Below are 25,577 nucleotides of genomic sequence, written 5' to 3' on the forward strand. Positions count from 1 at the left end.
TTAAGTTTATACAAAATATAAAATTATATGAATTTAACTATATAATTTAAAGCTTTTTTTCAAAATAATTATTACTTCTTCCCTTAAAATTTTAGGCTCTAAAATTTCTACCATAGGCAATGATTTTAGCACCCACTTTTTGATTCCATTTGAAAATCCTTTTACTTCTATAATTGTATCTACTTTACTTTTACTCATCACTTGAGCATTTGGGAACTCTTTCATTACCTCATGAAAGTTAACATTTAAAAAACGTAGACGTACATTTATGTATTCTCCCAATGGTTCTGTTGGGAAACCTTTCATTAATTCCCCAACTTCAGTTCGATGATGACCAAAGGAAAAATTTGAATTATCCTTTATCTTTAAAGAAATTATCTTATCTAAACGATGAATCGTTATGTACTCCATTACATTTCCTTTAGATATTGAAAATAAATAGAAATACTGATTAAAAAAGACGACTCCTATCGGACATAAATGTATTACGCTCTTTTTACCCCCTAGGGGTGATTTATATTTTATAGCTATTCCCTGTTTCTTATATATTGCCCAACTGATTTTCGAGATCAACTCTAATTGAACATCTTTAAGTTCCAACGAATGATAGTGAAAAAGCTCATTTTTCAACTGCTCACGTATTAAATTTCCTTTTTCTTCATCTATCATCTTCATCAATTTATCTAATATAGCTATCGTTTGTTTTTTTGAAAATGCTCGACTACTAACTAATACCTTACAAATTCCTAACAATTCACCATAAGAAAACCAATATGGACTTTGTTTATACAATATATAGCCATTCTCTCTTCGACTATATTGAAGGGACATAGAAAGGTTCGGTTGCTCTAAATAATGCTTTATTTCCGCAATATCCCTTTGAATAGTCCTACGATCTACATTAAATCTTATTGCTTCATTATTTTTATTAATTACCTCTCCCTTATGTATTCGCTCATATAATGAAAGTATTCGAAATGTCTTCTCATTGAATATACTTGCCATATCCCCCATTCCTTTTCTTACTCACTTGTTTAAAAATTATATTGAAAACAGATAGACAATATATGTCCACTTACCTGTTTCCTGTAAATTTTCTTTTCTAAATAAATTAAGCTCCTGATTTTTTAATCAGGAGCCAATTAAACTAACTTTTCAGTCTTCTGTTTTTACATATCCTTTTCACCTAAAATATACATATTTATTTTTCCCAATCAACGACTTTTGAATTTTTCAACCAAATTATATATAGTCGTTCTTTTGTAGATGGATGAATAGGAACAATTGACATCCACTCATTCAAGTCTTCATCCGTGAAGATTATTACTTGAAACAAACATGGATCTGGTAGGCTTTCATAAATAACTGTTGGAAATAATTCCATATCTAATTCATCTCGATAATGCTCTGTATTCTCCCAACCAACTTCTTCTTCCCTAGCCACTACATTAAATTTAGACTTCATGACTCTACAAAATCCCTCTAATTCTAAATCCATTATTATCTCCTCCTCTTAAAGACAAAGGGCCCTATTCTCTTTTTTATGAGAATAGGGCCCTTTTATTAATTATTCACAAATATAATATATAATTAAAATCTCAATTATTACATTTTCAATGCATTAACAACTAACAGAATGATCCCCAGAATTTATTATTCGCTTCTCCCATATCTCAAATCTAACTATCCGCAAAAGGTATAATTAATTATTGATATTTTTTAGAAAAGTGTGATACTATATAACTGCGACGTTGCAGATTATAGATATTATAAAGGGGCTGTTAATATGAATACTTCTAATTTATCAATTGAATCAATCAAGTTACTCCTTGAAGAATTAGCCTTTCCACAAAAAAACATTACCGATATGACTGCTATTTGTATTTTAGCATTATCAAATACAACAACTCGTGCAGGACTTATTAAAGAGAAACATTGTTTAGCTGAAGGAGCCAGAATTACTGACATCTTACAATTTGCAGAAAATGACTTGGGACGAACTTATGCGGAGAATACTCGTGAATCCATTCGTAAACATAGCTTAAAATATTTAATTGATAATGGTATGGTTTTAGTAAATGCCGATAATCCCAATCGTGCAACTAATTCAGGATTAACAAATTATACTTTGTCCCATAAATTTAATAAATTATTACTCGCTTTCCAGCGAGATGATATAATTTTTAATGAGCTAAAAGAGGAATTTATTAATGTGGAGCTTGTAAATAGAAGAGCAGAGCTTAATTCTTTAAAAAAGCAACATATTCATATTACTATCCCTGCTTTAAATGAAACTCTTATATTATCACCTGGAGAACACAATATCATTGAGAAATTTATTGTAGAAGAGCTCTTTCAATTAGATTATCATAATGCTCGTCTGGTCTATATTGGAGATACCAAAAACAAAGATAAATTTAACGATCCTGTATTATGTTCACATATAAATCTAATTATTGATAATCATGCTAAACTGCCCGACGTAGTAGGGTTTGATGTAGAAACAGATACTGTGATGATTTATGAAGCTGTAGCATCCTCTGGACCTGTCGATCACTTACGAAAAAAAGAATTGCTAGAACTATTCAAAGATTGTCCATTCACCATTGAATTTTACACTGTATTCCTAAAACCCAAATTATACCAACGGTATGCGACTACGATTGCAGGAGAAACCACCGTGTATATCATAGAAAGCAAACAAAAAATTAAATATGAAGCATATTGATATTTAATTCTATAGAAAGAGGGCTGTTATGAAAACAACCCTTTTTCTATTTAATTAAAACTTCATTTATAATGGTGTCTATCTCGTCTTGAGATGGTAATTCGCCTTCATAAGACTCACCTAAAATTTCTAACTGTTCAATAGATGGATATCTCAATACCTTTAAATCGGATACATTCACTTGTGTACTACCACTAAATGTTCTAAAGTAGAAATCAACAAGACTTGAATTTAAATATAGGGACAATCCTTTTGCAAGCTCTCGGTTATTTAACCCCATATTATTTATATGGTAATAGTTAACCTTATTATCAAAGGCCACTTTCGTTCTTGATATCTGTTGACTATCATAAACCGCCGCTACAATGCGCTTTTGTTCTTCTTTTGAGCTCATCCTTTTTACAAGAACATATATACCGGGCTCCCTCAATCTTTTGAAGTTACTTTCATCCTCAAATATAAACCCAGGTTTTCGGCCTATTATAGGCCACTGAACAAAACCATTTTCAAAATTCTCAGGATAAATAATAGGAAGAGACCATATGTTACCCTCATAAGATAAAAGTTCTTTTTTTTCTCTAAAATCAACTACCGGCCCAGTAGAAACACTGATGTTTAAATCAGCTAATGTACATGAAAGACTATGCATTTGTTCAACTATCGTATTATCATTGTCGCGAATAATCCGAATTACCTTTTCAGAATCTGTAGGAAAAATCACATTATCGAATCTCTTTCTGACTTTTTCTATCTCCGAAAAATCATCCTTAATTGATCCTGTTATCTCAATATAATCCGTCATTTTTTGCTTATTTTTTGTCAAAAACATTATTAAAGTTTCTTGCAATACATCATCTTCAAATATATCTTTTCTGGATTCAAAAATGTGTAACTTCTCTATCTTGTTATTGTTTATTAAATCCTTCCTAAATGCCTTAAAATACTGTCCATTACAAAAACTTCTAGGTATAATACAAACTAACTGTGCCTTTTTATCTAATAAACGATAAGACAATGCAACAAATGCTGCATAATAATTCGGGACATCAATACCTACTTCTAAAATTAATTTTTTATGCCTTGAATCAGTATTCATTTTTTTATAAGGCGGATTTAATATTACATAATCCAATAGCTCAATATCTCTTCCCGACTTTGAGCATTCAACTGAACTTTCAATGAAGTCTTCATTTTTAATCACAATCTCTAAATCAATATTATTTTTTCTACATAATTCTATACACAACTCCATGTTTTTCCTTAAATCAGGTAGTAATGTTATATCTATTTCATAAAGTAGAGCTTTAATTTTTTTTGGTCTCTTCTCCCAATTACAAATAGTAGCTATAAAAGAAGCAGATAAATTTCCAACTCCAGCTCCTGCATCCATAAAATTTATTACATTCTTTTTTATGGGGGTGAACATAGAACTCATAAAAGAGGCAATTGGCATTGGAGTAAAATATTGCTCATTAATCTCTTTATTTAAACTTCCCGTTCTACTAGAAGTTGTTAAGGAAGAACTTTTATTAATACTATCTAAAAAATCTATTACCATTCAAACAACCTCCACAAGTAACATTATATATTATTTAATACTCTCTTTGAATTATTCATATCCTGTAAAATTCAAAAAGGATTGAACAAATACTCCTTTGTTCAATCCTTTTCCCATAAATTATTTATTTTAAACAGCATGATTTTTCATGCTATACTTTTAAATATTCCTTTTCCTCAGCTGCCTCAATTACTTGGTTTTTAAAACTTTCCATTATAGACAGTACCTGATCATATACTTCTGTAAAATTATATTCTGTATCTTTATAACTTTCACCATGGACTATTTCATGTCTATATTTTAACATCTCATTATCAATATAATTTTTTTTAGTTTCGTAGATATTCTGTAACCCTATACTTTTTAATATCTCATCAAACAATTCGAAGCTCAAATTGGAATCTGTATTAATTATTCTCTTAAAAGGTTTATCATCATATTTGATATAAAACACTTCTTCTTGAAGAATTTCTAATTTTGATAAAAATTGAGTATGGACTGAGTTTTTCAGGGAATTCCCACTTAATATAACATCTTTTTTAACTTTAAATGCTAAAAAATTCCCTTTTAAGTCTTTATGTTTAACTTTTTGACCACAAATGTAGACGACATAATAGTTTGCTACACTTCGTATAAATCCTTCCCAATGAGCACATAATAACGCAATCCCACTTCGAACAAGGGTTTTTTTGGAAAGAGCTACATTATTCTTCTCTATGGCCATTTTCAATTGCAATAACTCCATTTTTCTCCAGGAAAAATCTTTATCAATTCTTTCTTCCAAGTTTTCTAAATCTCTAATCTTCATTTTTAAATAATTCCCTTGATAACATAGTTAATTCTTGGAATCTTGCAATTGGTCTTTTTCCGCGCGGAGTAGCCTGTTCAAATTTACTATCATATGGTATTTGCTTAATTAATTCGGTTAATTTATCTTTATCTCCCCACGAATCTTTATTTTCACTTAATCCTGTTACAAGCGATTCATATATGCTAAGTGAAAATGCGCCTTCAAAATCGTCTTTATCTTTATTATATTTTTTGAAGACTTTCTCACCTAAAGTTTCATTTAATAATTCTATTACTTTTATAAAGTCTTCAGCATATTGGTTTAAATCAACTTCATCTAATTCCATCATATTAATCAATGCCTCAGTTAAATAAATGCCAATATCCTGTTGTAAATTTATGCCTTCCAAATTTACAGAACGAGCTATAATATATCTCACTATTAATTCTTTATCATATTGCTCTGCTAAACCTTTTTCAGTTAAAGATATTATTTCTTTAAATGTTTCATTTTCTGCAAGCCCATTTATAATTTCAAAGTATTTTGGATTTATCATAAGCATTAAGCAATTTCTAATTTCTTGATCTTTAAGTTGGGAATTATTTGTATTTAGCCTTTGGAACATTTCATACTTTGCCTTTGGATTTGCTGTACTGTCAATTATGATAAAATCCAACTTACTTCTTTTAATTTTCCTTCTTAAATCAGAGCTCAGACTATTATCCATATCGTGTCTGTTATCCCACCATTTCCCTTCCATCGAAGGCAAAAACTTGGTTTTATTCATTCGGCTAGGTTCATACAATTCTTCCTCATGATTTCTTTTCTTTAAAATCCCCATGAATTCCATTATTGTGCTAATCCTTTGAAGTCCGTCAATTACATCCCATTTACCTGAAGCTTCCTGAGCTACAAATAGAGGAGGAATAGGGATTCCTAAAATAATAGATTCTATTAAGTCAGACTTTTGATTTATATTCCACCTAAAATATCTTTGATACTCCGGGAAGATTTCAATATCTCCATCCTTATACAAATTAGCTACTTCTCCAATAGACATACTATAAGAATCCGTCTTAATTTCATTAATACTAGCTGCAATTTCATTTTCTAAACTCATAATAATCACTCCAATATATTCAATACTACTATTATCCCAAAAATATACATATTTTTGTATAAAAATATTTTTATGTATAAAAATATTTCACTAATTGGAGTGATTAGTCATATAAACAAGCTACTCAAGAAAATGATTTCATCTATGTTTTTTAGATAATTTCTATAATTATGCTACTTCAAATAAAAGCTAACTGTAATAGTTTTATATTCATTCTTAAAAACCGCACTTACTTATGGTACGGTTCCCCACGATTAATCCGAAACGCTCTATACACTTGCTCAAGCAATACTAATCGCATTAATTGGTGTGGTAACGTCATCTTTGAAAAAGAAAGTGATTCGTTTGAACGCTTCATTACTTCTGAACTTAGTCCGAGTGATCCACCAATTACAAATGCGACTTTACTCTTTCCATATGTAGCAAGGCGATCTAGACTTACCGCAAATTCTTCTGATGACTTTTGCTTTCCTTCTATAGCTAATGCAATCACATGCGTGTCATCAGAAATTTTATCCAGTATACGTATACCTTCTTTTTCCTTTACAATTAACATTTCTGCTTCACTTAAATTTTCTGGCGCCTTTTCATCTGGCAATTCAATTACTTCTACTTTTGCGTATGCTGATAATCGTTTTAAGTATTCTGCTATACCTTGTTTCAAATATTTTTCTTTTAATTTCCCAATTGAAATAATCGAGATATTCACACGTATCCTCCACCTTACAAACATGTTATCCACAAAACTTATCCACATATCCACAAACACTACCCACATATTGTGTGAGAATCTGTGTTCGATACAACATATGTCGCCTCATTTTGACAAAATTCACATGTTTTTTTCTCTTTTTCTGAGTTATCCACACTGTTGATAACCGGCGCAACTTCACACTCATCCACAATAATATCTAACGCTAATTCAACATGTTCTAAACAACAAGGTAAATTCATTTTCTTCACCTCACTTTTCTACAATAGAAAACAGGAGGTAGGCCCTCCTGTTTTTAATACTTTTGAATGCCTAATTTCACTGTTGTTGTTACTCTTTTTGTACCACGATAAAACGTAAGAGTCATTTTATCATTAATTTCCTTATCATATAAGGCCGTGCGGAATCCAATAATATCGCGAATCGGTTTTCCATCTACTGCCACAATAACATCATGTTCTCTTAAACCAGCATCCGCGCCTGGCGAAGGACTTTTCACATCCAAAATACAAACTCCTTCTGTTACAGTACCTGGTAAATGTAATGTTTTTGACCAATAATAGTTTGGAATTTCATTTAATGACCTAAGTTCAATCCCAACATACGGTCTTCTTACTTTTCCATACTTCTCAAGTTCATTCATAATCGGAACAGCCCTAGTCACCGGAATAGCAAGTCCGATTCCTTCTACTTCTTTTGCAGCAATTTTCATTGAATTAATACCAATTAATTGTCCTGCTGCATTTACAAGCGCACCGCCACTATTCCCTGGGTTAATCGCCGCATCTGTTTGTAACACTTCTACTTGCCAATCATAATGTCCATCTTGATCTAAATCTACAGGGACAATACGTTCATTAGCTGAAATAATACCTTGCGTAACAGTTCCAGAGAATTGCAGTCCAAGTGGATTTCCAATCGCAATAACTGGCTCTCCTCTACGAACAGTATTAGAATCGCCAATTTCAATTATTTTTTTCACATGCTTTGCATCTATTTCTAATACAGCTAAATCTGTGACTACATCGGTTCCTAATACTTTTCCAGGAACCTTCTTACCGTCACTTAGACTTACTTCAATACGATTCGCTCCAGCTACAACATGATTATTCGTTACAATATAAGCTTGACCATTTGTCTTTTTATAAATTACTCCTGATCCTGTACCAGCCTCTGAATCTGCCTCTGAAAAGTTATCTCGTTGAATGTTAATAACACCCACAACGGCTTCAGATGCACGATCAACAGCATCTACAAAGCTAATCTGTTTAATTCCTTGAGCTTCGGCCATATTACTTCCGCTTGCTTCAGCTTGCGGAAGCGTATCAGCAGAATTTGAAAATAAAGGAGCTCCAAACGCAAATAAAGAAGCTCCTACAATTGTTCCCGCTATACTAGAAAGAACTATACCTTTATGCTTCTTTTTCCCTGCACGTTTCATACGATAATTTTCTTCATCAATAAAGGACATATTTGTTCACCCATCTTCCTGAAAACAACTATATTCACCTTTATTGTTTACTAAAATGAAGAATTATACGTATTGAATTTTTGTAGGCATTTTTGGATCTGTATCGTGAATTTCAAAGGATTCACCCACTCCAAATCCTTTTTCCTCTAGTACTTGTGATACTGACATACGAGCTAGTTCTTTCATGTTATTATCTAAGCTTAAATGGGCTAAATAAATATGCTTTGTCTCATCTGTAATTACATCTGCCATCGCTAATGCAGCATCCTCATTACAAACATGCCCAACGTCGCTTAAAATGCGTCGTTTAATGCTCCATGGGTAACGTCCCATACGAAGCATTTCCACATCATGATTACTTTCAAACACGAAAGCATTAGCTCCCTTAATAACGCCCTTCATACGGTCGCTTACGTATCCCGTATCTGTAATAAGCGCTAATTTCCTATTATTGTTATGGAAAGCATAAAACATCGGTTCTGCCGCATCATGAGAAACTCCAAATGATTCGACTTCAATATCACCAAATGTTTTCACATCCCCAACTGAGAAAATGAATTTTTGCTCAGTTGGGATATTTCCTATTAAATGTTCCATTGCATTCCATGTTTTCTCATTCGCATAAACGGGTAAATCATATTTTCGCGCCAATACACCTAACCCTTTAATATGATCACTATGCTCATGTGTTACAAGAATACCTGATACATCATTTATATTCAGTTCTGCTTGTTTAAATAAAGCCTCTGTCGCTTTACCACTTAAACCTGCATCGACTAGTAATTTTTTTTCATCGGTTCCTACGTATAGCATATTTCCTGTACTTCCACTTGCAAGTACGCTAAAATGCAACCCCATTATTTCTCACTCCAGTATGTTCATCAACCACTTGATTTTCCTTTTCCCCTAATTCCATAACTTGTCCTTCAATTGCATTCACAAAGAAGTCCTGCTTTTGCTCCGTTTTTAAATTCCACGTTGGAGCAAGTACTTGGTTATTAGAAGTAGATGCGGTAAGAGTGGCATAACCAATTTGCGCTTCTTTAACATGTGTATTTCCATGAATTTTATTTTTTAAATACAAATTTTCTAAAGCTGTTTGAGCCGTAATAATTTCTTGCTCTTTCGTTTTTTCACCTTCGCCCATTTCTTTTAAATCAGTTAGCATTGTCTGCGTATATGAAACAAGTTCATTTTTTTCATTTAATTCCACAACAATCATCGCCTGATTATTATAGAAAATAGGCTTATCTTTATATTTTTGGAAGAAATAAATTTTAGAGTCTTTCACCGCTCCAAATTCATACTTTTGTCCATCTAATACATAGTTCTTCAAAAATTCATTATACTTATCTTTTGATAATGATTTCGTATTTAAAAAAGGCTCTTTTAGCTTACTTTCTATCGTGTACATATTTTGTATATGCGCCGTTTGATTTTTCAAAGACTGTATATCATCTTCTTTAAAGGCTTTATTTTCCGCTCTAATAAATGACTCTTTCTTCGGTTCCTTAGGGATATTCCCTATAGTAATTTTATTTGCTTTTAATTCTTGATCTATCTTTGTTTCTGCAATAAGCTCCAATTGATTACTATCTTGCTTTTGAATGAATTGAAAAATGAGAAAGAGGTCCAAAACAAAAAAGGTCACAATAAATATGGTTTTAATTCGATCCCAATCCATTTAGTCCTCCCTCACTCCACTCATAGATTTGCTGTTTACCCGTTTCACCTTCAACAAGCTTTACATACCAAATTGGTTGTAGTCGAACTACTTGCCCATCTAGTGATAACTTGTATCCAATACCAATATCCTTAATTACTTGTTTCTTTATCTCTGGATTATTTTCTAGGGATGCTATTACAACATGCCCTGACGGAAGAGTAACTTTCTGTTCTATGCCTTTAGTATTTAAAGACAGCAACGGTCTTTCATATTCCATTACTTCTTCTGATCCCCATTTTTGTCTCAATTCAGCTAATCCATCTGTATTGAATACGGAATATCCATCTTCATGTAAGCGAAATACTGTCTCTCCTTTATTCATATAGTCCAAACGATATGAATCCAAACTTCCACTGTGACCACTTACAAATTCAAAGCTTTTTTGTAACAGCATTAAATTATCTATCGTTTTCTCAGTTAAGACAGAAGAGTTTTTATACTTTAGCATGTGACGATCGTTTTCAATTTCCATGGATCTAATACCATCTGTAAATGTTTCTTTCGATATCTCAGTAATCGGACTTAAATAACGAGGATCACTAAACAGAGCATTCTTAAACGTATCAACTGCTAAATTAGATGAAATATATGTTATATTGTTTAACTCTGTCGTGCCATCTGGTAAAAATAACTTTTTCATATCATTGATTTGATAATCAAAATAGGGCTTTGCTGATACTATAAATTGATTTTGAGCATTTACAATATCTTTTAAATACACACCACTTAATTTTGCCTCATATATTTTAAAGTTATCACCATCAGAAACAAAGTTAATTTTAATTTCTTGATCCTTACTCCTAGAAGGATCAAGGAGAATACGATTAAAATATTTAGGCTTATCTGTACTTTTCTCTTTCATGTTAAACATAGATTTAACTGCATCAAATGGGATATCAGTAGGGAAAACAAGTTCAATTTTCCCTTCACCATGCACATAGGATAGGAAATCACCCTTAGTGATTGATATCTCTCTAAACTCATGTAGCTCCCCTACTTCCAAAGGCTTATAGATTGATTCTATATCTGCCTCTCTTCTGCTCCCATAATGATTTTTATCTTTATGCACGATGATAGAAGTAGGACGGACAACATCGGAAATTTTAGTTTGATTCGTTCCTTCATTGCCCTGTACAAATTTTGCATTTTGCATGGATGTAGAATCTGGCACATACGTCCATAGGTTAAAAGTAAGAAACAGGCTAATTACAACTAGGTTAATTAAAACTATTGTTTTAAAGTTTTCCATACTCATTCCCAATCGTCCTCTTCATCTGCTGCCATTGGTAACGTGAAATAAATAGTTGTCCCTTTTCCTTCTTCACTCTTCGCCCAAATAGAGCCACCATGTGCCTCGATCATTTCTTTTGCAATTGCTAGTCCAAGTCCCGTACCACCCATTTGTCTTGAACGAGCTTTATCTACGCGATAAAAACGTTCAAAGATTTTATCAACGTTTTCTTTTGGAATACCCATTCCTTGGTCACTTACGCTAATTTCTAATAAATCACCGCGATCACGTAAGCGATATGTTACTGTTCCACCTTCTGGTGAATACTTTAATGCGTTAGAAATAATGTTATACAGCACTTGAGTAATTTTGTCAGTATCCATATCAATAAACCTAGACTTCTTAGAGAAAGATCGTTTGAAACTTACATTTTGTTCTTTAGACATTTCAAAGCGATCAATAATATTATTAAAGAAATCAGTAAAGTCGACCCATTCTTTCATTAAACGGTGCTCTGTACTATCAAGTTTAGATAGCTGTAACAACGCATTTACAAGTCTAATCATTCTTTCTGTTTCTTCTTGTGTAACCGTTAAAAATTGTGGTGCAATATTCGGATCCTGCCATGCTCCATCTGTAAGTGCCTCTAAATAACTGCGCATCGTCGTTAATGGCGTCCTTAATTCATGAGAGACATTCGCTACAAACTCACGGCGTTCCCTTTCTATACGCTCCTGCTCTGTTACATCATATAATACGGCAATTAAACCATTTGCCTTCCCTGTTTCTTTTTGAATAACAGAGAAACTAGCACGTAAAATATATGGTTCATTTCTCGTACTAAAATCTAATAAAACAGAATCTGGCTCTTCATATAAATGATCGAGCGTAAATTCTTCCTGTATCCCTAATACCTCTAAAACAGATTGATCAAGCGCTGTTTCACGAGAAACATTTAACATCTTTTCCGCAGGGTCATTTAGTAAAATAATATCCCCTTTTCGGTCAGTAGCAATTACTCCATCTGTCATATGAGATAAAACAGATGATAGTTTACGCCTTTCACTTTCTGTAGAAGAACGAGCTTGTTGTAATTTTTTTGATAAATTATTGAAGGATAATGCCAGTTGTCCAATTTCATCATGGCTATGCACCTTTACTTTTCTCGAATAATTTCCTTTTGCCATTTCGATTGCTTGTCTCCGCATATCTGAAATTGGTCTTGTAATTGTTTGAGCCAATAAAATCCCAAGTACGGCCGTTACTAATAAGGCAATTACTGTTCCCGTAGCAAAAATTTGATTTATATCCTTCATTTGTTTATATACATCTTCCATAGATGCAACGATGTATATAACACCAAGCGCATCCTTACCATTATCATCTAGAATCGGAGTAAGCATAACTTGAACACGATGGCCTGTACTACCATCCTTCTCAATTTTCACTTCTGGCTTTTTTTGCACCAACACTCGCTGAACAGCTATATCAGTTGATGTTCTATTCACCTTATTCTGCTTTGATTCATCTGAAATAGCCAGTAACTTTCTATGCGAATCAAATACACTTACCTCTTGTATAACTTTTTTTTGATCAGAGGCAAACTTTCGAATAGAAGTTTTAATCGTTTCATCTGTTGACTCTGTTTCTGCTTTTGTATAACTTTTTTTAAATTCTTGTTTCAAGTTATATGATAATAAGTTTGTTTGCTGCGTTAAAGAATCCCTAAAACCTTGTACTAGGCTCTTCTCTAATTCCCTTACAAAATATACCCCAATAACTTGCATCGCTATTAATATTAATAGCATATATATAAGCACAAATTTTAAATGAATAGATTGAAAAAAACCAACTTTCTTCATATACTATTCCTGCTCTGGGTCACGCAAGTAATACCCTACTCCACGTCTAGTTACAATTAAAGTAGGATGGCTTGGATTATCTTCAATTTTTTCACGCAAACGACGTACTGTTACGTCTACTGTGCGCACATCTCCAAAATAGTCATAACCCCAAACTGTTTGTAATAAATGTTCGCGTGTCATAACTTGTCCTAAGTGTTTCGCTAAATAATGTAGCAACTCAAATTCACGATGTGTAAGCTCGATATTTTCCTCGCGCTTCGTTACACTATATGCATTTGGATTAATAACAATTGGTCCAATAACCATTTCTGTATTTTCTTCTTTTTCTGCAGCACCACCTTGTTGGTGACGGCGTAAATTCGCCTTCACACGAGCAAGTAATTCTCTCGTGCTAAATGGCTTCGTTACATAATCATCTGCCCCAAGCTCAAGCCCTAATACTTTATCAATCTCAGAGTCCTTTGCTGTAAGCATAATAATCGGCATTTCTGAACTTTTACGTATTTCACGACAAACCTCTAAGCCATCTTTACCTGGTAGCATAATATCTAATAAAACCATATCTGGTTGTTCTTCATTAGCTTTTTCAATTGCTTCATCACCATCATGCGCCATTACTATTTCAAAACCTTCTTTTTCTAGGTTAAACTTCAAAATATCTGCAATCGGCTTTTCATCATCAACTACTAAAATTTTCTTTCCCATCATCGTCTATTTCCTCCTTATAAAAATATGGTCAATAATCCCTAAACATATTGATGTTTACATAGTATGTCCTATATGACCGCATCCTTTGTTTAAGTATTTTCTCCTCTATTCTCATAGACTCATGTATGATCCACTTTTACACGGAATCCTATACGATCTATAGAAAAACCTCTAGCTTCAACTGCTAGAGGCTCCTCGTTCTATTTTAAAATAACTACTCAGTTTTGTAAAATTACATAAATAAAAAGGATATTAAGTGGGCCCACTTAATATCCTGAGAGTGGCTCGGGACGGAATCGAACCGCCGACACGAGGATTTTCAGTCCTCTGCTCTACCGACTGAGCTACCGAGCCAAAACTATATATAAAACCACTAATGGTGGTATAAACAAAAGTGGCGGTCCCGACCGGGGTCGAACCGGCGATCTCCTGCGTGACAGGCAGGCATGTTAACCACTACACCACGGGACCAAAAATAAGCATAAAAAAAACATGACCCGTACGGGATTCGAACCCGTGTTACCGCCGTGAAAGGGCGGTGTCTTAACCACTTGACCAACGGGCCACGAAAAATAAAATGGTGAGCCATGAAGGATTCGAACCTTCGACCCTCTGATTAAAAGTCAGATGCTCTACCAACTGAGCTAATGGCTCATACTCACCAACGTCATATTTTCGTGACGACAAGATGTATCATAACATGTATTCTGTATTCTTCGCAATACTTTTTTTCATTTTTTTATAAAAGATAAGAAAAAACTCATGCGGACATGAGTTTTTTCTTAAAATATCAATTAAGCCTCGTATACATTACGAACAATATTCGTTTGGTTACGATCTGGTCCAACTGAGAACATAGATAATTGAATTCCTGTTAACTCAGAAACACGTTCTACGTATTTTCGTGCATTTTCAGGAAGCTCGTCTAATGATTTTACACCAGTAATATCTTCTGTCCAACCTGGAAGCTCTTCATATACAGGCTCACATTTTGCTAAAATGTTTAAGTTTGCTGGAACTTCATCGATAACTTCGCCATTGTATTTGTAAGCAACACAAATTTTAAGAGTCGGAATATCTGTTAAAACGTCGATAGAATTTAATGATAGATCCGTTAAACCACTAACACGACGCGCATGTCTTACAACAACGCTATCGAACCAACCTACGCGGCGCGGACGACCAGTTGTTGTTCCGTACTCACGACCAACTTCACGAATTTGATGACCAATTTCATCATTAAGTTCAGTAGGGAATGGACCGTCACCAACACGGCTTGTATATGCTTTACATACACCTACAACGCGAGTAACTTTCGCAGGACCAACTCCAGTTCCAACTGTTACACCACCCGCAATCGGGTTAGAAGATGTAACGAATGGGTACGTACCGTGGTCAATATCAAGCATAACACCTTGTGCACCTTCAAATAATACACGGTGATTGTTATCTAGTGCATCATTTAATACAACAGATGTGTCGCATACATATTGTGCGATTTGTTGTCCATATTCGAAGTACTCTTCAAAGATTTCTTCTACACTGAAACCTTCTGTATCGTACATTTTTTCAAACAAACGATTTTTCTCTACTAAATTGCGCTCAAGCTTCTCTTTAAATGCTTCACGATCTAAAAGATCAGCCATACGGATACCAATACGAGCAGCTTTATCCATATATGCAGGACCGATACCTTTTTTCGTTGTACCGATTTTGTTATCACCTTTACTAGCCTCTTCTAACTCATCTTGTTTTAAGTGATAAGGTAAAATAACGTGTGCACGGTTACTTACACGTAAATTATCAGTACTTACACCACGGTCGTGTAAGTATTTTAACTCTTCAAGTAATGCTTTCGGATCTACTACTAAGCCATTTCCGATTACACAAATTTTCTCTTTATAGAAAATACCAGATGGAATTAAGTGTAACTTATATTTAACTCCGCCGAAAACAATTGTATGTCCCGCGTTATTTCCACCTTGATATCTTGCAACTACTTCCGCATGCTCAGAAAGAAAATCAGTGATTTTACCTTTTCCTTCGTCGCCCCATTGTGTTCCTACAACTACTACTGAAGACATTATTAAAGCACCTCCGCAATTTTCAAACGATCTATTCAAACAATATAATTGTACCAAAACCGAAAAAGAAGTCAACCAAAAAGCGAACATTTTTTTATCAAAAATCATTTTCGTTCGTAAGAATTATGTTTTCACCTTATGAAAGCCTTATCTTTACCCCATAAAAAAAGAAACACATCTTATTATAAGAAATGTGTTTCTTTTTTATACTGCCTTTATGCCCCATCCTCAAAGCGTCGTTCTAAGTTAACGAACTTATTGAACTCTTTGACGAATGCAAGTTCCACTGAACCTACTGGACCGTTACGTTGCTTTGCAATGATAATTTCAATCGTATTTTTATTTTCCGTTTCACGGTCATAGTAATCTTCACGATATAGGAAAGCTACAATATCAGCATCCTGCTCAATACTTCCAGATTCACGAATATCAGACATCATCGGGCGTTTATCCTGACGAGATTCTACACCACGAGATAACTGTGATAAGGCAATAACAGGCACTTGCAACTCACGTGCAATCCCTTTTAAAGTACGAGAAATCTCAGATACTTCCTGCTGACGGTTCTCACCTGATTTCCCACTTCCTTGAATAAGCTGTAAGTAGTCAATTAAAACCATTCCAAGACCTTGTTCTTGCTTTAGTCTACGACATTTTGCTCGAATCTCATTTACCTTAATTCCCGGTGTATCATCAATATATATACCGGCATTTGAAAGACTCCCCATCGCCATTGTTAATTTCGCCCAATCATCAGAAGTTAGTGACCCGGTACGAAGTCTTTGCGCATCGATATTTCCTTCTGCACAAAGCATACGCATAACAAGCTGATCGGAGCCCATCTCCAAGCTAAAAATCGCTACATTTTCATCCGTTTTCGTCGCTACGTTTTGTGCGATATTTAATGAAAATGCAGTTTTCCCTACTGACGGACGTGCTGCTACAATGATTAAATCATTTCGCTGGAAACCTGCCGTCATCTTATCTAATTCAGTAAATCCAGTTGGTATCCCAGTAACTTCACCTTTTTGATTATGCAAAAGTTCAATTTTATCATAAGCATCCACAAGAACATCTTTAATATTTTGAAATGCTTTTGCATTCGTTTGATGGGATACTTCTAATATTTTTTTCTCGGCCTCATTTAAAAGGCCGTCCACGTCATCTTCTCTCTCGTATCCATCCGACACTATATGAGTCGCTGTTCGAATTAAACGGCGTAAAAGTGCCTTTTCAGCAATGATACGTGCATAATATTCAACGTTAGCAGCTGTTGGAACAACTTCTGCTAACTCTGCTAGATAAGACACTCCACCAACTTCTTCTAGTAATCCTTGATCAGCCATCGCTGATGTCATTATTACTAAGTCGATCGGTTCTCCTTTATCAGATAATCCAAGCATGACCTCAAAAATCTTTTGATGTTTTGTTCGATAGAATGAATCAGGTACCAATAACTCCGATGCTGACGTTAACGCATCTTGATCAATTAATATGGCACCTAAAACCGCCTGCTCGGCCTCTATATTATGCGGAGGGGTACGATCAGCAAGTACATCACTCATACGCAATCCTCCTTGCTTAATTTATTTTTATTGTTCACTAACATGAACTTTTACTGTCGCTGTTACTTGCGGATGCAATTTCACTGTTACATTTGTGTAGCCTAATGCACGAATTGCATCATCCATTTCAAATTTACGTTTATCAAGTTTAATTTTATGTGATTTTTGCATCGCATCTACGATTTGTTTGCTCGTAATAGAACCGAATAAACGGCCACCTTCTCCAGATTTCGCCTTTAATTCTACAGTTAATTTCTCTAAAGTCTCTTTTAACTCTTTTGCATTTTCAAGCTCTGCTGCTGCATCTTTTTCTTCTTTACGCTTTTGAGCTTCTAAAGTTTTCATACTGCTATTTGTTGCTTCAGCAGCTAATCCTTGTTTTAGTAAGAAGTTATTTGCATAGCCATCCGGTACGTTTTTTATTTCTCCTTTTTTACCTTTACCTTTTACGTCTTTTAGAAAAATTACTTTCATGATTGTGTGCCTCCCTGTAAATAGTCATCAATAACAAATCGAAGCTTCTCCTCAGCTTCATCTACTGTAACATTTTTCATTTGTGTGGCTGCATTAGTCAAATGCCCTCCACCGCCTAAGTTTTCCATAATTAGCTGCACATTCACTTCACCTAAAGACCTGCTGCTAATTCCAATGAGATTCTCACCACGTTTCGCAACAACAAATGATGCAATAATCCCTGTCATCGTTAATAACGTGTCTGCCGATTGCGCAATAAGCACTTGATCGTAGTAATCATCACTATCAACTTTAGCAATCGCAATTCCATTTTTATAAATGTACGCATTTTTTATAGCTTTTGCAACCCGTAAATACTGATCCATATCTTCCTTTAAAAGTTCTTGTACAAGTACAGTATCTGCACCATGTGAGCGTAAATAAGAAGCAGCATCAAATGTACGAGCCCCTGTCCGGAATGTGAAACTTTTCGTGTCGACAATAATACCTGCTAACAATGCCGTCGCTTCTAGCATTGTCATCTTTAAATTTTTAGGTTGATACTCAAGTAATTCTGTAACCAATTCTGCCGTGGAAGAAGCATATGGTTCCATATAAACTAGCAATGGGTCTTCAATAAAATCTTCCCCACGACGATGATGATCAATAACTACTACATTTTCAATTTTATGTAACAGTTTTTGCTCCATCACCATAGAAGGTTTATGCGTATCAACAACAACAAGTAACGACTCATCATTTGCAAATTCCATCGCTTGCTCTGGAGTAATAAAATGAGACCATAACTCCTCATTTTGTTTCACTTTGTCCATCAAGCGTTTAATTCCCTTATCAGAATCATTTTCATCTAATACAATATATCCTTTACGCTCGTTTAATTGAGCCACTTTTAAAATACCAATCGCAGCACCAATTGCGTCCATATCAGGAGCCCTATGCCCCATGATAATGACATTACTACTTTCTAATACTAAATCCTTTAACGCATGCGAAATGACCCTAGCACGTACACGGGTACGCTTTTCAACGGGATTTGTCTTACCTCCATAGAACTTAACTTTACCTGTCGCTTGTTTAATAGCTACTTGGTCTCCACCGCGCCCAAGCGCAAGGTCTAAACCAGATTGAGCCATTGCCCCAAGCTCTGACAAAGGTAAATCACCTGATCCGACACCTACACTTAATGTAAGTGGTATATTCCTTTTAGATGTTTCTTCACGCACCTGATCTAAAATACTAAATTTCCCTTTCTCCATCTGCGTCAGAATACTTTCATTTAGCACAACGAAGAATCTTTCTGAAGATGCACGTTTTAAATACGCACCATACTTAAGTGCCCATTCATTTAGTCGCGATGTCACAAGACTTGTTATATTCGTACGTAATTGATCATCTAATCCTTGTGTAACTTCATCATAATTATCCAAATAAATTACAGCTAAAACAGTGCGTTGATCCTCATACATCTTTTCGATTTCCGTTTGTTCTGTTACATCAAAGAAATAAATTAACTTTTCTTCTTTCCTTACAAAAACGCGAAACTTTCGATTATTTAAAGAGACTATATCATCAGAAGTTTCTCCTTTAATGAAAAGAAGTAATGTTTCTGATACATCGTAAAGGTGCCATCCAGCTAACGCATGCTGTCCCAGGCATGAAGATAAATAAGGATTTGCCCAATCAATCCCGTAATCCTTATTGTATAACAAAATACCAATCGGCATTTGGTTAAATGCTTCATTACTGACTTTCTTTACCCTCGTAATCATATCTGTCGTATGCTTTTCGAAATTCCTTTGAAAATTAAGTTCAAATCGTATAACGATAAAGAACACGATACAAAAAATGATAAAAGCAGCTATCCCCATAATTAAATGAAAATAACAGAGAATTGAAATGAGCACAAACACAAAAAATGCCAATACATAAACAGGATATAAAAACCACTGTTTCTTATCAAATTCAGGCATGTATACAACTCCTATAAAGTAAAACTAACTCACCTTCCAGTTAGTTAAACAGATTAAAATAGTATAAGGAATATTATTTTATTCCCCTATTTTAGAACGCAACGAAATCCCTAAGTCAATTATACCTAAGATTGTCACAAGAGGAAACAGCATCGGAATAAACATGCATACAATAAAACTAATAATAGGAACCCCTTTAGTAAAACCTTTTCTATACGCTAAAAAGGAAATGAATGTCAGCCCTTGCAATACAAGCAATAGTGCAAATATGACATATAGGTTAGAAAATACCATATGTAAATATGATGTTGGATCTACTTTTATAAAAGTTGCTAACAAAATAAATATAACGTAATACCAAACAATACTCTTTGGTAATTGTAGATCTTTAAATTTAGGCCAAGGTATAATGTCATGTTTTAACTTTTTCAAAACACTACCTGATATTATCACTGTAATCCAAGAAAAACATACTGAAACTAGAACAAGTATACTTGGAAATAACGATTGTAATATATCATTCATTTGTGTAAGTAACTCTTTTTGTTCCTTACTAATCGGCATACCTATAGCACTTACTATCTTTTCACTTTGCACCATACTTTCACTAAACACACTTTGCATTTGCTTCATTATATCTATGTTGAAAAACTTTATACTCGCAACATAAATAAGTACAAAACCAATTAAGTATGCAAGCGTCCCCGCTATTAAGATTTCCACTGGCTTTTTTCTTGTTTTATACATATACCCTAAAAAAATCCCTATCAATCCAAACATAGTTGTCTTCACTAAATTCATAGGTTGACTCACAATAATAGTAACAAAAAGTGCTGCTACAAAAATCACGAGCACATTAGATAGTTTATATCTTATCGTTAATAGTATAAATGGTAACGGCAACGCAAAAGTTACAACAGTACCTAAAATCGGAACATACATAGATATAAGCAATAAAATTACATATATAGCTAATAACGCTGCGCCTTCTGTAATAAACTTTGTTTGTTTCACATTTTAACCTCTCTTTCAAAAAAGAAAAGCATAGCAAAATGCACAGTAGAGTCCGACTCTACTGTGCATTTCATACGCTATTATTCACCAACATATGGTAAAAGTGCCATTTGACGAGCACGTTTAATTGCAACTGTAAGTTTGCGTTGGTATTTTGCGCTTGTCCCTGTTACACGACGAGGTAAAATTTTACCACGCTCAGAAACGAAACGTTTTAATAAATCAACATCTTTATAGTCAATGCGAGTGATGCCGTTAGCTGTGAAGAAACACACCTTACGACGTTTCGCACGTCCACCTTTGCGTCCTGCCATGTCTATTTCCCTCCATTCTTTGTTAAAACTAACAAATTTACTGTATTAGAACGGTAAATCGTCGTCGGAAATGTCGATCGGTTGACCTACATTTGAAAATGGATCGTCATTCTTCGTAAATCCAGAGTTCCCTTGATTACCTTGGTTACCTGAATTACTAGATTGACCAAATGGGTTAGAGCCTTGGTTACCGAAACCAGCTCCTGATGGTTGCTGATTGAATGAACCACGTTGCTCCCCACCGCCATTACGCGGCTCTAAAAATTGTACGCTTTCCGCAAGAACTTCTGTTACATATACACGTTTACCGTCTTGTCCATCGTAATTACGAGTTTGAAGACGTCCATCTACGCCTGCTAAGCTTCCTTTTTTCAAATAATTTGCTACGTTTTCTGCTTGTTTACGCCATATTACACAATTAATAAAGTCAGCTTCACGCTCACCTTGTTGATTCGCAAATGCGCGATTCACAGCTAACGTAAAAGTAGCTACTGCAACACCATTGGGCGTGTAACGTAAGTCAGGGTCCTTAGTTAAACGACCAACGAGGATAACACGATTCATCAATCGAACCACTCTCCCTTATATATCAATTATTTTTCTTCTTCTTTAACAACGATATGACGAAGGATGTCTTCGTTGATCTTAGCTAAACGGTCGAATTCGTTAATCGCTTCTGCGTTAGAGTTCACGTTTAAGATCATGTAGAAACCTTCACGTAAGTCGTTGATTTCGTAAGCTAAACGACGCTTACCCCACTCTTTCGTGTTAATGATTTCTGCACCATTGTTTGTTAAAACACCTGCAAAACGTTCAACTAAAGCTTTTTGAGCTTCTTCTTCAACGCCAGGACGAATGATGTACATAATTTCGTACTTTCTCATTACACTTTCACCTCCTTTTGGTCTAAACGGCCCATAATGGGCAAGGAGCAATTAATTTATAGTAATTACTCACGAGTTTAGATTATATCATAGTAAGTTATATGAATCAACTCACCAATACATAAAAAACTTGGCAAACATATAATATATTCGCCAAGCTCATATCTTTATTTTTCCTAGGAAATATTAGATTAAACGTTAAAACGGAAGTGCATAACATCTCCGTCTTTTACGATATACTCTTTTCCTTCTAAACGTACTTTTCCAGCTTCTTTTGCAGCTGTCATAGAACCGTTTGTCATTAAGTCATCGTAAGAAACTGTTTCTGCACGAATAAATCCACGCTCAAAATCTGTATGAATAACACCAGCACATTGTGGTGCCTTCATACCTTGTTTAAATGTCCAAGCACGTACTTCTTGAACGCCAGCTGTAAAGTAAGTAGCAAGTCCTAATAAGTCATATGCTGCACGAATTAATTGATCTAAACCAGACTCTTCAATACCTAGTTCTTCAAGGAATACTTTTTTCTCTTCCTCGTCTAATTCAGCGATTTCTGATTCGATTTTTGCACATACAACGATTACTTGAGAATTTTCATTTTCTGCAAATTCTTTTACCATTTGTACGTATTTATTTTCCGAAGGATCGATAACATCGTCTTCACTTACGTTCGCTACGTATAACATTTCTTTTGTTGTAAGTAAATGAAGGCCTTTAACAATCTTCATCTGCTCTTCTGTAAATTCAACAGTACGAGCCGGTTTCCCCTCTTCAAAAGCCTCTTTTAAACGAACTAAAATTTCATGCTCATATACAGCTTCTTTATCTTTTTGTCTTGCTAATTTCGCAACACGCTCGATACGCTTATCAACAGACTCTAAGTCCGCTAAAATTAGCTCTAAGTTGATTGTTTCGATATCATCAATTGGATCTACTTTCCCTGAAACGTGCGTAATATTTTCGTCTTCAAAACAACGAACAACTTGGCAAATTGCATCTACTTGACGAATGTGAGATAAGAATTTATTCCCTAAACCTTCACCTTTACTAGCACCTTTTACGATACCTGCAATATCAGTAAACTCAAATACAGTCGGAACAGTCTTTTTCGGTTCTACTAATTCCGTTAATTTATTTAAACGCTCATCTGGTACTTCTACAATCCCTACGTTTGGATCAATTGTACAGAATGGATAGTTTGCAGATTCTGCTCCTGCTTGTGTAATTGCATTAAATAAAGTGGACTTACCTACGTTAGGTAATCCAACAATCCCAGCCGTTAATCCCATATTTTTCACTCCTATGTCTCAATCTTTCATCATTATAGATAGTAACGAAAAAAATGACAAGTTTCCGCCAAACGAAAAAAAGTAACAGTTACCTACTGTAACTGTTACTCTCCCTCTATTCTTCGTGCTTCACAAGTATTTTTTTCACCTTACGATCAAACTCTCTTCGAGTAATCATTACTGAATGGTCACATCCCTCGCACTTAATGCGGATATCCATTCCCATACGAATAATTTTCCAACGATTCTCGCCACATGGATGTGCTTTCTTCATTTCCACAACATCGTACAAGTTATATTCCTTTTGCTCCACTCTTCAAACTCCTCTCCATACTAAATTGCTTTTCCACTAACCAATTCTTCACGATTGTATAAAACCATACGTGGATATGGAATTTCAATTCCATGTAAATCAAGACGATTTTTAATCTCTTTACGAAGTGCCCTTGCAATAACTGCATGTTGCATCGGCTCTACTTCAGCGATAACGCGTAATATAACTTCTGATGCAGCTAACGTTTGCACACCTAATAATTGAGGTGTTGTTACCATTTTTTCATACTTTGAAGGTAACTCTACTAATAAATCTTCAATAACCTGTTCTGCTTTCGCAATATCAGCCTCATATGAAATAGATACATCAACAAACGCTACACTATTACTAACTGAATAGTTAGTAACTTGAATAATACTTCCATTTGGTAAAGTATGAATTTCACCTGTCCAACTCTTTACTTTCGTTGTACGAAGTCCAATTTCTAAAACGACTCCTTCAAATTGACCGATTTTAACATAATCGCCAACTGAAAACTGATCTTCTAGCAAAATAAATAAACCTGTAATAACGTCTTTCACTAAACTTTGAGCACCAAATCCGACTGCTAAACCAATTACCCCAGCACCCGCTAATAAACCTGATGCATTAATATCAAACACACCTAAAATCGCAATTAGCATAATGAACATAACAACATACGCTACAATATTTTCAAGTAATTTCGCCACTGTAACTGTACGACGTTCTGAAATTTGAATTGGAGAACGACTCCCCATACGAAACGCATTTCGTACAACCGCTCTTGCAATTCGCACAACAACTGCGCCAATTGTTAAAATAATACATATTTTTAATGTCGCAACTCCAATATGAGCCCAACGATCAGCATCTAATAAATACTGTTTCGTAGAATTAAACCACTTCGTTAATAAATCCATGTACCTCTACCTCTCTAGCTAAAATTTCTTTTTAGTTATCCTTATTATTGTATCAGAAGTCCTCTAATTGCTGAAAAAATTTTATGATTTTAATCCTATTTTATCCCCGCCATTCAGGTATAAAATGGAACGAATATATATATACTAGTACTATTATTTCCGTTTTCATTCACATTTTGCAAAAATTACGCACTTATAGCTTTCCATTTTTCTCACCATATAACATATATTGAAAATTTATTAAAAGGATGGGTGCTTCATGAACATTGGAAGTTTTCGCTTACCATTTTTTGAGAAAGAAACTCAAAACGTTATGCACCAAGATCTAGAAGCCTCTGAGATAATCAGTAATTTCTTACTTACCCATATTCCTATTAAAACTAATATACCACTCATTCTCGTTTGTATCGGAACAGATCGTTCTACAGGTGACGCACTCGGCCCGTTAGTTGGTACAAAACTTGAACAAATAGACATCAAAAACCTCCAAATATTCGGTACACTAGATGAGCCAGTACATGCACTAAATTTAGAAGAAAAAATTCAGAATATACAGAAAAAACATCCTACTGCATTTATAATTGCTGTTGATGCATGTTTAGGAAAGTCCCAAAATATTGGGTCAATCACTACTGGAAAGGGTCCTAGTAAACCGGGTGCTGCTATGAATAAGAAATTACCTGCAGTTGGTGATCTGCATATACACGGTATCGTCAATCTAAATGGGTTTATGGAGTTTTTCGTTCTTCAAAATACAAGATTAAGTTTAGTCATGAAAATGGCTGATGTAATCGCACAAAGTATAAAAGAGACGGATCAAAAATTATCCGCATTAAAAAAAGCAAACCATCTATAA

Annotated in this window: 26 protein-coding genes and 4 tRNA genes; 2 read left to right on the plus strand and 28 right to left on the minus strand. The window is 34.5% G+C overall.

Going from position 1 to position 25,577, the window contains the following annotated elements; translation table 11 throughout:
• Positions 1–33: 33 nt before the first annotated feature.
• Both MHH27_RS28170 and MHH27_RS28175 read right to left on the minus strand, forming a co-directional pair.
• Entirely contained in the window at positions 34–1,014 is a 981-nt protein-coding gene (locus tag MHH27_RS28170) for a helix-turn-helix transcriptional regulator (protein WP_340944795.1), read from the minus strand.
• Between the two features lie 187 nt (positions 1,015–1,201).
• Positions 1,202–1,498 carry a hypothetical protein gene (locus tag MHH27_RS28175; protein WP_098652888.1) on the minus strand — a complete coding sequence of 99 codons (297 nt, stop codon included), beginning with the start codon at positions 1,496–1,498 and terminating at the stop codon, positions 1,202–1,204.
• Between the two features lie 288 nt (positions 1,499–1,786).
• On the opposite strand from MHH27_RS28175, the gene MHH27_RS28180 reads away from it, so the two are divergent.
• Positions 1,787–2,728, plus strand: coding sequence for a BsuBI/PstI family type II restriction endonuclease (locus tag MHH27_RS28180; protein ID WP_270735301.1), 942 nt, complete (start codon positions 1,787–1,789; stop codon positions 2,726–2,728).
• Positions 2,729–2,774: 46 nt separating this feature from the next.
• On the opposite strand, the gene MHH27_RS28185 is transcribed toward MHH27_RS28180, so the two are convergent.
• From MHH27_RS28185 to MHH27_RS28310, 26 genes are all read right to left on the minus strand, one after another.
• Positions 2,775–4,286, minus strand: a complete 1,512-nt coding sequence (locus tag MHH27_RS28185; RefSeq protein WP_340944797.1) for an Eco57I restriction-modification methylase domain-containing protein — start codon at positions 4,284–4,286, stop codon at positions 2,775–2,777.
• A 151-nt stretch (positions 4,287–4,437) separates the two neighbouring features.
• The gene (locus MHH27_RS28190) at positions 4,438–5,094 is read right to left on the minus strand and encodes an MAE_28990/MAE_18760 family HEPN-like nuclease (protein ID WP_340944798.1); all 657 of its coding nucleotides are present in this window, start codon (positions 5,092–5,094) and stop codon (positions 4,438–4,440) included.
• Entirely contained in the window at positions 5,084–6,196 is a 1,113-nt protein-coding gene (locus MHH27_RS28195; RefSeq protein WP_340944799.1) for a DUF262 domain-containing protein, read from the minus strand. Before MHH27_RS28195 ends, MHH27_RS28190 begins: the two co-directional genes overlap by 11 nt.
• Positions 6,197–6,425: 229 nt before the next feature.
• On the minus strand, positions 6,426–6,905 hold the full coding sequence (gene rlmH / locus MHH27_RS28200) for a 23S rRNA (pseudouridine(1915)-N(3))-methyltransferase RlmH (protein ID WP_001027003.1): 480 nt from the start codon (positions 6,903–6,905) through the stop codon (positions 6,426–6,428).
• A 59-nt stretch (positions 6,906–6,964) separates the two neighbouring features.
• Entirely contained in the window at positions 6,965–7,150 is a 186-nt protein-coding gene (locus MHH27_RS28205; RefSeq protein WP_001052833.1) for a CxxH/CxxC protein, read from the minus strand.
• Between the two features lie 53 nt (positions 7,151–7,203).
• Positions 7,204–8,379 (minus strand): S1C family serine protease, encoded by a 1,176-nt coding sequence (locus tag MHH27_RS28210; RefSeq protein ID WP_000008032.1) that lies wholly within the window; start codon positions 8,377–8,379, stop codon positions 7,204–7,206.
• Positions 8,380–8,442: 63 nt separating this feature from the next.
• Positions 8,443–9,237: an MBL fold metallo-hydrolase gene (locus MHH27_RS28215; protein ID WP_000522837.1), complete on the minus strand. Its 795-nt coding sequence runs from the start codon at positions 9,235–9,237 to the stop codon at positions 8,443–8,445.
• The gene (locus tag MHH27_RS28220; RefSeq protein ID WP_000383720.1) at positions 9,221–10,063 is read right to left on the minus strand and encodes a two-component system regulatory protein YycI; all 843 of its coding nucleotides are present in this window, start codon (positions 10,061–10,063) and stop codon (positions 9,221–9,223) included. The genes MHH27_RS28215 and MHH27_RS28220 overlap by 17 nt, the downstream gene beginning before the upstream one ends.
• Positions 10,044–11,360 carry a YycH family regulatory protein gene (locus tag MHH27_RS28225; protein ID WP_075719576.1) on the minus strand — a complete coding sequence of 439 codons (1,317 nt, stop codon included), beginning with the start codon at positions 11,358–11,360 and terminating at the stop codon, positions 10,044–10,046. Before MHH27_RS28225 ends, MHH27_RS28220 begins: the two co-directional genes overlap by 20 nt.
• Positions 11,357–13,198, minus strand: a complete 1,842-nt coding sequence (walK, locus tag MHH27_RS28230; protein WP_000755367.1) for a cell wall metabolism sensor histidine kinase WalK — start codon at positions 13,196–13,198, stop codon at positions 11,357–11,359. Before walK ends, MHH27_RS28225 begins: the two co-directional genes overlap by 4 nt.
• A gap of 3 nt (positions 13,199–13,201) precedes the next feature.
• Positions 13,202–13,909, minus strand: coding sequence for a cell wall metabolism DNA-binding response regulator WalR (gene walR / locus MHH27_RS28235; protein ID WP_000971865.1), 708 nt, complete (start codon positions 13,907–13,909; stop codon positions 13,202–13,204).
• Positions 13,910–14,190: 281 nt separating this feature from the next.
• Positions 14,191–14,263: transfer RNA gene (locus MHH27_RS28240), tRNA-Phe, on the minus strand.
• A gap of 41 nt (positions 14,264–14,304) precedes the next feature.
• A tRNA-Asp gene (locus MHH27_RS28245) sits at positions 14,305–14,380 on the minus strand.
• A gap of 22 nt (positions 14,381–14,402) precedes the next feature.
• Positions 14,403–14,474: transfer RNA gene (locus MHH27_RS28250), tRNA-Glu, on the minus strand.
• A gap of 13 nt (positions 14,475–14,487) precedes the next feature.
• Positions 14,488–14,563, minus strand: a tRNA-Lys gene (locus MHH27_RS28255).
• A gap of 140 nt (positions 14,564–14,703) precedes the next feature.
• Entirely contained in the window at positions 14,704–15,993 is a 1,290-nt protein-coding gene (locus tag MHH27_RS28260; RefSeq protein ID WP_000100230.1) for an adenylosuccinate synthase, read from the minus strand.
• Positions 15,994–16,208: 215 nt separating this feature from the next.
• Entirely contained in the window at positions 16,209–17,558 is a 1,350-nt protein-coding gene (gene dnaB, locus MHH27_RS28265) for a replicative DNA helicase (RefSeq protein ID WP_001286147.1), read from the minus strand.
• Positions 17,559–17,585: 27 nt separating this feature from the next.
• Positions 17,586–18,032, minus strand: a complete 447-nt coding sequence (gene rplI / locus MHH27_RS28270; protein WP_000864223.1) for a 50S ribosomal protein L9 — start codon at positions 18,030–18,032, stop codon at positions 17,586–17,588.
• Entirely contained in the window at positions 18,029–20,002 is a 1,974-nt protein-coding gene (locus MHH27_RS28275) for a DHH family phosphoesterase (RefSeq protein WP_001113779.1), read from the minus strand. The genes rplI and MHH27_RS28275 overlap by 4 nt, the downstream gene beginning before the upstream one ends.
• A gap of 78 nt (positions 20,003–20,080) precedes the next feature.
• Positions 20,081–21,016 carry a YybS family protein gene (locus MHH27_RS28280; RefSeq protein ID WP_340944800.1) on the minus strand — a complete coding sequence of 312 codons (936 nt, stop codon included), beginning with the start codon at positions 21,014–21,016 and terminating at the stop codon, positions 20,081–20,083.
• An 80-nt stretch (positions 21,017–21,096) separates the two neighbouring features.
• Positions 21,097–21,330, minus strand: a complete 234-nt coding sequence (rpsR, locus tag MHH27_RS28285; RefSeq protein ID WP_000918873.1) for a 30S ribosomal protein S18 — start codon at positions 21,328–21,330, stop codon at positions 21,097–21,099.
• Positions 21,331–21,375: 45 nt separating this feature from the next.
• The gene (ssb, locus tag MHH27_RS28290; protein WP_002094213.1) at positions 21,376–21,897 is read right to left on the minus strand and encodes a single-stranded DNA-binding protein; all 522 of its coding nucleotides are present in this window, start codon (positions 21,895–21,897) and stop codon (positions 21,376–21,378) included.
• A gap of 26 nt (positions 21,898–21,923) precedes the next feature.
• Positions 21,924–22,214 carry a 30S ribosomal protein S6 gene (gene rpsF / locus MHH27_RS28295; RefSeq protein WP_001233781.1) on the minus strand — a complete coding sequence of 97 codons (291 nt, stop codon included), beginning with the start codon at positions 22,212–22,214 and terminating at the stop codon, positions 21,924–21,926.
• 191 nt (positions 22,215–22,405) lie between these two features.
• Positions 22,406–23,506 (minus strand): redox-regulated ATPase YchF, encoded by a 1,101-nt coding sequence (gene ychF / locus MHH27_RS28300; RefSeq protein ID WP_000524670.1) that lies wholly within the window; start codon positions 23,504–23,506, stop codon positions 22,406–22,408.
• 115 nt (positions 23,507–23,621) lie between these two features.
• A complete protein-coding gene (locus MHH27_RS28305) occupies positions 23,622–23,819 on the minus strand; it encodes a DUF951 domain-containing protein (protein ID WP_000435486.1) in 198 nt (65 codons plus the stop codon).
• 20 nt (positions 23,820–23,839) lie between these two features.
• Positions 23,840–24,721, minus strand: coding sequence for a mechanosensitive ion channel family protein (locus MHH27_RS28310; RefSeq protein ID WP_000365115.1), 882 nt, complete (start codon positions 24,719–24,721; stop codon positions 23,840–23,842).
• A 259-nt stretch (positions 24,722–24,980) separates the two neighbouring features.
• Here MHH27_RS28310 and yyaC point away from each other — a divergent pair, with 259 nt between their 5' ends.
• On the plus strand, positions 24,981–25,577 hold the full coding sequence (gene yyaC / locus MHH27_RS28315) for a spore protease YyaC (protein WP_001020709.1): 597 nt from the start codon (positions 24,981–24,983) through the stop codon (positions 25,575–25,577).

The organism is Bacillus sp. FSL L8-0152 (assembly GCF_038006365.1).
In the GTDB taxonomy this organism is placed as follows: Bacteria; Bacillota; Bacilli; order Bacillales; family Bacillaceae_G; genus Bacillus_A; species Bacillus_A cereus.